We start from the raw sequence: 7,426 nt of genomic DNA on the forward strand, positions 1-7,426 counted from the left end.
GTCTCCGTTCTCACCGTCGCCGCGACGGCGAGAACGGAGACCTTCCCAGCGGTGGAGCGACGCATTCCCTACCTCCAGTCAACGACCGTCCGCGCAGCGTAACTTCCCCCGGAGCCTTCCGTCAGGACCGCCTCGAACGGAGTGGCGCTTCCCCGCTAGCATGCGCGCCCATGAACGAAGACCTGCGCAACATCGTGCTCGGGGTCCTCGCGACGGGGGTCAGCGCGTCGCTCGGCTGGCTCGGCCGCTCGTCCCTCTGGCGGCGGGCCCTCCGCCGCAAGCAGGAGTTCTTCGGCCTGCCGGGGAGTTCCGAATGCCTGCTCGTGGTGAACAAGGAGGCCGGCGGGAACGGCGCCGTGCACCGCTTCGACGTGTTCGCGCTCCTCGAACTCTCCACGCTCATCAAGGAGTGCGGGGCGCACGCCCGCATCCTGCCGCACGACCAGGCGCACCAGGGCTTCGGCGACCGCACGGAGTTCTGTGTCGGCGGCCCGGGGTCGAACCGGCGCACGGCGGCCCATCTGACCACCCTGCTGCCCGGTCTGACGGTGAACACGGACGCGGAACGGGGCCCGGACCAAGGGTCGTTCCGGATCGGCACGGAGCACTACCGCATGGAGCCGGGCGTCGAGGAGTACGTGCTCCTGGCCCGGCTCATGGCGGGCGAGGACCGGCGTCCGGTGTTCCTGTTCTGCGGCCAGCGGGCCATCACCAACCAGGCGGCGACCCGCTATCTGGCCAAGCACTTCCCGGTGTTGGCGCGCCGCCACCGGCACCGCTCCTTCGTCCTGCTGCTGAAGGTGGTCAACTCCCAGGCGTACGGCCCGGACGTGGTGGAGCTGGTGGCCGATGTCACGGAGGCGGCGCGGACGGCTCCCGCAGCCGAAGCGGCAGCGACTTGACGCCGTTGATGAAGTTCGAGACGAGGCGCCGGGGCTCTCCGGCGAGTTCGATGCCGCCGCAGGTCCGGCGCAGTTCCTCGTGGAGGATCCGGAGCTGAAGCCGGGCGAAGTGCGCGCCGAGGCAGACGTGCGGTCCGTCGCCGAAGGAGACGTGCGGGTTGGGGGCGCGGCCGAGGTCCAGGCGGTGCGGTGCGGCGAAGACGCGTTCGTCGTGGTTGGCGGAGGCGTGGAAGACGACGACCTTGTCCCCGCGGCGGATCGCCTGTCCGGCCAGCTCGGTGTCGGTGGCGGCGGTGCGCCGGAAGGAGAGCACGGGCGGGTGCACGCGCAGCAGTTCGTCGACTGCCGTGTCGGTGCCGACCTCGCCGTTCCAGAGCCTGCGTTGTTCGCCGGGGTGCTCGGCGAGGGCGAGGAGGCCGCCGGGGGCGGCGCTGCGGACGGTGTCGTTGCCGGCGACGGTGAGCAGGAAGAAGAACATCTCCAGTTCGGCGTCGGCGAGTTCGGAGGCGGCGAGCACGCTCATGACGTCGTCTGCGGGATGGTCGCGCTTGTACGCGGCGAGCGACTGGGCGTAGTCGAACATCTCGGCCAGTCGGGCGGGTGAGCGCGGGTTGACCGGGCGGCCCTCTGCGTCGAGGAGGGGCGGTTCGTCGGGGTCCTGGTAGGCGATGATCCGTTCGGTCCAGGCGTGCAGCAGGCCCCGGTCGCCCGGGGGCACTCCGAGCAGGTCGGTGAGGTTGAGCAGGGCGTAGTCGTCGGTGACGGCGCGGACGGCGTCCACATCGCCCCCGGCGTCGACCGCCGCGGCGAGCAGCTGCCGGGCCCGCTCGCGGGCGGTGGCCGCGAAGCGGTCGATCCGCCCGGGTGTGAAGGCCCTGCTGACCAGGCGCCGGAGCCGGCCGTGGTCGTTGGGGTCTCCCCGGCCCGTGGGCGGTCGAGAGCCGGGGGCAGGGTCCTGGTTGAGCATCATCCGGCGGATGAAGGGCAGGTCGGCCGGGTCGGGGTCGCGGATCTGGGTGGCGCCGAGGCAGGAGGAGTAGGTGCGGGAGTCCTTCAGGACCCGGACGACGTCGGCGTGCCGGGTCACGGCCCAGAACCCGGGGCCGGCCGGCCAGCCCAGGATCCCGGGCTCCTCCTGCCGGGCGACGGGCGCGCGGTCGCGCAGCGCCCGGAAGCGGTCGTGCGGGATCCCGGTCGCGTAGATCCGCGGGTCGAAGACGTCGGGGACGCCGTCCGGTTCCTGCACCGCACCTCCCGGCAGGTGTGAAGACGGAGCCATCATGGCAGCGCGGGGGCACCTTCCGCAGGACCGGCGGCACCGTCCGGGCGTCCGGCCGGGCGCTTCCCGGTGCGTGGGCCCCGCTTCGGGGCGGGCCGGGCGGCGCGCGCCACAATCGTTACCCGCACGTAACTTACCGACCGGTTACCACGGGTAAGGACTCCCGGTTACCGTCGGGTCACTTTCACTGCCCCCCATCAGCGCCTCGTACTGCGTCCCCAGCAGTACCCAGTGAGGAGTGACCCGTGCGACGCACACCCCTGGCCCTCGCCACCACGGCCGCCCTCGTGGCCGGGGCGGCCCTCGGGCTCGCACCCGCCGCCCAGGCCGACGAGTCCGCCGGAACCCTCCGCTTCGTCGACATCGTCGGAGAGGGCGGCACCGTCCTCAAGGCGAACGTCGCCACCCCCGACGGGTCCACGGACACCACCCGCCACCCCCTGATCGTGCTGCCCACCAGCTGGGCCATGCCCCAGGTCGAGTACCTCGTCCAGGCCAAGATGCTCGCGAACTCCGGCTACATCGTCGTCAGTTACAACTCCCGCGGCTTCTGGCAGTCCGGCGGCGAGATCGAGACCGCCGGACCCAAGGACATCGCCGACGCCTCCAAGGTGATCGACTGGGCCCTCGCGCACACCAAGGCCGACCCCGCCCGGGTCGGCATGGCGGGCGTCTCGTACGGCGCCGGGATCAGCCTGCTCGCCGCCGCCCACGACCCGCGGATCAAGGCCGTCGCCGCGCTCAGCGGCTGGGCCGACCTCATCGAGTCCATCTACAGCGGCCGCACCCAGCACGTCCAGGCCGCGGGGCTGCTCGGCGGCGCCGGGTACCTCACCGGCCGCCCCGGACCCGAACTCAAGCAGGTCCTGGACGACTTCCTCTCCTCCAACCTGGACAAGGAGGAGGACATGATCGCCTGGGGCCGCAAGCGCTCCCCCGTCGAGCAGCTGGACCGCATCAACGCGAACGGCGCCGCGATCATGCTGGGCAACGCCTGGGGCGACACCATCTTCCCGCCCAACCAGTACGCGAGCTTCTTCGAGAAGCTCACCGGCCCCAAGCGGCTCGAGTTCCGCCCCGGCGACCACGCCACGGCCGAGGCCACCGGTCTGTTCGGGCTGCCCAACGACACCTGGACCAGCGCCCACCGCTGGTTCGACCGCTACCTGAAGGGCGTCGACAACGGCATCGACCGGGAGCAGCCCGTCCAGCTCACGTCCCGGTCCACCGGCGGATACGAGGGCTACCCCGACTGGAAGTCCGTGCACGCGAACCAGCGGAAGTTCGACCTCGGCGGCACCCAGCGGATCCGGGCGAACGTGGACTCCGGGGCCAACGGCGGCATCACCCTGCTCACCAACGCCCTCGACCAGTTCCTCCGCGTCCCGCCGATGGTCTCCGTCCCCCTCCTCCCCCGCCCCTTCGCCGGCGTCTGGCAGTCGGAGCGGTACGACACCCCGCAGCGGGTGCGCGGCACCGTGAAGGTGCACACCACCGTCACCTCCACCGAGTCGAGCGGCACTCTGGTCGCCTACCTGTACGACGTGGGCCCGCTCGGTGTCGGGAAGCTCGTCAGCAACGCCCCGTACACCTTCCACGACAGGACCCCGGGCAAGTCCTTCGGCGTCGACCTGGAGCTGTTCTCCACGGCGTACGACGTTCCCGCGGGGCACCGCCTAGCCCTCGTCGTCGACACCGTCGACCCGCTCTACATCGAGCACAACCCGACCGGCGCGCAGCTGACCTTCTCCTCCCCCTCGGCCGACCCGTCGTACGTGTCGGTACCGCTGCGAACGGAGTGATCACCGGCTGCTGCCGGGCGGGTGCGGCTCTCGCTCGCTACCGCGGTCCCGGCAGCGGCGTCTCGGGTTCGGCCGGACCGACGTCCACGGCCTTCGTCTTCGGGTTGCGGCGCTCCCTGCGGGCCACCCAGGTGGCGAACCAGGAGAGCAGCATGCACATCCCGATGTAGATCGGTGAGATCACCAGGACGACCGGGATGAACGGCAGGTCGTAGTCCAGGTTGGAGGCGATCAGCTTGCCCGCGTGCAGGAACTCCTCGTAGGTGATGAGGAATCCGAGCGAGGTGTCCTTGAGGGCGACCACCAGCTGGCTGATGATGGCCGGGAGCATGGCGCGGACGGCCTGCGGTACCAGGACGTAGGTCATGACCTGCGTCTTGCGCATGCCGAGGGCGTACGCCGCCTCGCCCTGGCCGCGGGCGACGGCGTGGATGCCGGTGCGGAAGACCTCCGCGAGGACGGAGCCGTTGTAGAGGGTCAGTCCCGCGACGAGCGCCGGCAGCGCCTGCACCTGGAGCGCCACGAAGATGAAGAAGATCATCACGAGGACGGGCATGGCGCGGAAGAACTCGACGAGCACGGTCGCGGTCCAGCGGAGCACCCGGTGCTCGGAGAGGCGTCCGATGGCGAGGACCGCGCCCAGGACCAGTGACAGCACGGCGGCGTAGGCGAAGGCCTTCAGGGTGTTGCCGAGGCCTTCGAGCAGCAGCCGCTGGATGCCCTCGTAGAGGAAGGGCGACCACTTGGTGGCGGTGAACTGGTCGTTGGCGAAGAGGAGATAGAGGATCCAGGCGGCCAGCGCGAGGATCACGACGGTGGAGGCGAGGCCGTAGAGGAGGTGGCGCCGCCTGGCGTGCGGGCCTGGGATGTCGTAGAGGGCGGTGGAATCGGTCATCGGGCGACTCCCCAGCGCTTCTCGAGGACGTTGAAGACGGCGCTGATGGTGAGGGTGATGAGCAGGTATCCGGCGGCGATCCAGACGAAGGTCCAGACGATGTTGTAGCCGAGTTCGCTCAGGGTCTTGTAGGTGCCCAGGAGTTCGGTGACGCTGAACGCGCCGGCGATGGCCGAGTTCTTGGCGAGGGCGATCAGGGTGGAGCCGATCGGCGGGATGACCGTGCGGAAGGCCTGCGGCAGGACGACCGAGCCGAGGGACTGGGTGAAGCTCATCCCCAGGCTGCGGGCGGCCTCGCCCTGGCCCCGCGGCACCGTGTTGATGCCGGAGCGCAGCACCTCGCAGATGAAGGCCGAGGTGTAGCAGCCGAGCGCGAGGACCGCGAAGAGCTTGAAGGGCAGCACGAGTCCGAACCGGGGCAGGCCCAGCATGACGGCGAAGAAGAGCAGGGTCAGCGGGGTGTTGCGCAGGACGGTGACCCAGACCGTGCCGAAGACCCGGAAGGAGCCCACGGGGGCGACCCGGAACGAGGCCATGAGGAAGCCCAGGACCAGGGCCAGCGCCGAGGCGTAGACGGTGAGTTCGACGGTGCCGAGGAATCCCTCGGCGTACAGCGAGAAGTTGTCCGTCAGGACGTCCATGTCGGGTGGCTCCTCTCGTCAGTTCGCCGGGTTGTGCTCGATGTAGAGCGGGTCGACGGTGTCGACGACGAGGGCTAGGCGGTGCCCCGCGGGAACGTCGTACGCCGTGGAGAACAGCTCCAGGTCGACGCCGAAGGACTTGCCCGGGTCGGGGCGGGCACTCCGGAGAGGCCGAGGGTGGCGTCGTAGGCCTTCTTCCAGTCGCCGTTCTTCTCGTGGAAGGCGAGGGCGTCGTCGAGGGCGAACCGCAGGGCGTTGTCGTTGCGGGGGACGCCGATGCCGTACGGCTCCTCGGAGAACGGCTTGCCGACCACCTTGAGTTCGTCCGGGACCTTGGCCGCGTAGCCCAGCAGGATCGTGTCGTCCGTGGTGACCGCGTCGACCTGGTAGGTCAGCAGGTTGTCCACGCAGGCGGAGTAGGTGTCGTAGGCGACGAGTTCGGCCCGCGGGTAGTCCTTCTCGATGCGCTGGTACGGGGTCGAGCCCGCGGCCGAGCAGACCCGTTTGCCGGCCAGGTCCTGCGGCCCGTGGATGTCGTCCTCGTCGGCGCGGACCAGGAGGGACTGGCCGGCCAGGTAGTAGGGCCCGGCGAAGCCGACGAGCTTCTTGCGGTTGTCGTTGATGGTGTAGGTGCCGACGTAGTAGTCGATCTGGCCGTTCTGCAGGGCGGTCTCGCGGTTGGCGGAGGCGATGGTGCGGAAGTCGATCTGGTCCGGCTCGAAGCCGAGGGAGGCCGCCATCATCTTGGCGATCTCGATGTCGAAGCCGGAGTACCGGCCGGTGGCCGGGTCCCTCTCCCCCATGTACGGCTGGTCCTCCTTGACACCGACGACGAGCCGGCCGCGCTTCTTCGCCCGGGTCCAGGTGCTGGACTCCGGAAGCGTGAAGTCCGACTGGACCTGGTAGACCGGGAGTTCGCCGGGCTGTGGGCCCTTGACGGGTGGGCTGCCCTCCCGGCCGCAGCCGGCGAGCGCCGCCGTCAGGGCGAGCAGCAGGGCGAGGACGGCCCGGGCGCGGTGCGTACGCTGCATGGTCGCCACCCGCTCAGTGCTTGAGGATCTTGGAGAGGAAGTCCTTGGCCCGTTCGCTGCGCGGGGCGGTGAAGAAGTCCTCCGGGACGCGGTCCTCGACGATCTTGCCGTCGGCCATGAAGACGACCCGGTCGGCCGCCGAGCGGGCGAAGCCCATCTCGTGGGTGACGACCACCATCGTCATCCCCTCGTGGGCGAGTTGCTGCATCACGTCGAGGACCTCGTTGATCATCTCCGGGTCGAGGGCCGAGGTCGGCTCGTCGAAGAGGAGCGCCTTGGGGTCCATGGCGAGGGCGCGGGCGATGGCCACGCGCTGCTGCTGGCCGCCGGAGAGCTGGGCCGGGTACTTCTCGGCGTGGGCGGCGAGTCCGACCCGGTCGAGGAGTTCGCGCGAACGCCGGTCCGCCTCCTCCTTCTTGCGCTTGCGGACCTTGACCTGGGCGAGGGACACGTTGGCCAGGACGGTCTTGTGCTGGAAGAGGTTGAACGACTGGAACACCATGCCGACCTCGGCGCGGAGGCGGGCGAGGGCCCTGCCCTCCTCGGGGATCGGCGTCCCGTCGATGACGATCTCGCCCGACTCCACGCTCTCCAGGCGGTTCATCGCACGGCAGAGGGTGGATTTGCCCGATCCCGAGGGGCCGATGACGACGACCACCTCCCCCCGGCCGACGGTGAGGTCGATGGACTGGAGGACGTGCAACGAGCCGTAGTACTTGTTCACGCCACGCAGTTCGATCAGCGGATCGGCGACGGCCATACGCTGCCCTGCCCCATTTCTCAGCGGTGTCGAGTCAGCGCAAGCTATCCACCGGAAAAGGGACTTCACGCCCGACACGCATGAAACCTCGATAAGCCGTATTTACTGCGAGAGGG

General features: G+C 69.9%; 8 protein-coding genes. 2 read left to right on the forward strand and 6 right to left on the reverse strand.

The annotated features are described in order from the left end of the window. The first annotated feature begins 170 nt into the window (after positions 1-170). Positions 171-902 carry a hypothetical protein gene (locus EAO70_RS10920; RefSeq protein ID WP_148002793.1) on the forward strand — a complete coding sequence of 244 codons (732 nt, stop codon included), beginning with the start codon at positions 171-173 and terminating at the stop codon, positions 900-902. Here EAO70_RS10920 and EAO70_RS10925 read toward each other — a convergent pair. Further along, positions 853-2,181: a cytochrome P450 gene (locus EAO70_RS10925; RefSeq protein WP_148003009.1), complete on the reverse strand. Its 1,329-nt coding sequence runs from the start codon at positions 2,179-2,181 to the stop codon at positions 853-855. The two genes, EAO70_RS10920 and EAO70_RS10925, sit on opposite strands and share 50 nt — an antisense overlap. A 245-nt stretch (positions 2,182-2,426) precedes the next feature. Between EAO70_RS10925 and EAO70_RS10930 the strand changes: the two genes are divergently transcribed. Then, positions 2,427-3,983, forward strand: a complete 1,557-nt coding sequence (locus EAO70_RS10930) for an alpha/beta fold hydrolase (RefSeq protein ID WP_148002794.1) — start codon at positions 2,427-2,429, stop codon at positions 3,981-3,983. 37 nt (positions 3,984-4,020) lie between these two features. Here EAO70_RS10930 and EAO70_RS10935 read toward each other — a convergent pair whose 3' ends face one another. The 5 genes from EAO70_RS10935 to EAO70_RS10955 are packed head-to-tail and all read right to left on the reverse strand — an operon-like array spanning position 4,021 to position 7,310. After that, the gene (locus tag EAO70_RS10935) at positions 4,021-4,878 is read right to left on the reverse strand and encodes an amino acid ABC transporter permease (RefSeq protein ID WP_148002795.1); all 858 of its coding nucleotides are present in this window, start codon (positions 4,876-4,878) and stop codon (positions 4,021-4,023) included. Beyond that, positions 4,875-5,519 (reverse strand): amino acid ABC transporter permease, encoded by a 645-nt coding sequence (locus EAO70_RS10940; RefSeq protein WP_148002796.1) that lies wholly within the window; start codon positions 5,517-5,519, stop codon positions 4,875-4,877. Before EAO70_RS10940 ends, EAO70_RS10935 begins: the two co-directional genes overlap by 4 nt. An 18-nt stretch (positions 5,520-5,537) precedes the next feature. Further along, entirely contained in the window at positions 5,538-5,642 is a 105-nt protein-coding gene (locus EAO70_RS10945; RefSeq protein ID WP_315986231.1) for a CocE/NonD family hydrolase C-terminal non-catalytic domain-containing protein, read from the reverse strand. Further along, on the reverse strand, positions 5,594-6,550 hold the full coding sequence (locus EAO70_RS10950) for a glutamate ABC transporter substrate-binding protein (protein WP_261992799.1): 957 nt from the start codon (positions 6,548-6,550) through the stop codon (positions 5,594-5,596). The genes EAO70_RS10945 and EAO70_RS10950 overlap by 49 nt, the downstream gene beginning before the upstream one ends. A gap of 13 nt (positions 6,551-6,563) precedes the next feature. Beyond that, entirely contained in the window at positions 6,564-7,310 is a 747-nt protein-coding gene (locus tag EAO70_RS10955) for an amino acid ABC transporter ATP-binding protein (RefSeq protein WP_148002797.1), read from the reverse strand. Between the last annotated feature and the right edge of the window lie 116 nt (positions 7,311-7,426).

Source organism: Streptomyces sp. adm13(2018), from assembly GCF_008042145.1.
GTDB lineage: Bacteria > Actinomycetota > Actinomycetes > Streptomycetales > Streptomycetaceae > Streptomyces.

Bases quoted from the DNA above. Each gene is read 5' to 3' on its own strand.
- EAO70_RS10955 (WP_148002797.1), bottom strand. From the start codon at position 7,310: ATGGCCGTCGCCGATCCGCTGATCGAACTGCGTGGCGTGAACAAGTAC.
- EAO70_RS10925 (WP_148003009.1), bottom strand. From the start codon at position 2,181: ATGGCTCCGTCTTCACACCTGCCGGGAGGTGCGGTGCAGGAACCGGAC.
- EAO70_RS10920 (WP_148002793.1), top strand. From the start codon at position 171: ATGAACGAAGACCTGCGCAACATCGTGCTCGGGGTCCTCGCGACGGGG.
- EAO70_RS10935 (WP_148002795.1), bottom strand. From the start codon at position 4,878: ATGACCGATTCCACCGCCCTCTACGACATCCCAGGCCCGCACGCCAGG.
- EAO70_RS10940 (WP_148002796.1), bottom strand. From the start codon at position 5,519: ATGGACGTCCTGACGGACAACTTCTCGCTGTACGCCGAGGGATTCCTC.
- EAO70_RS10950 (WP_261992799.1), bottom strand. From the start codon at position 6,550: ATGCAGCGTACGCACCGCGCCCGGGCCGTCCTCGCCCTGCTGCTCGCC.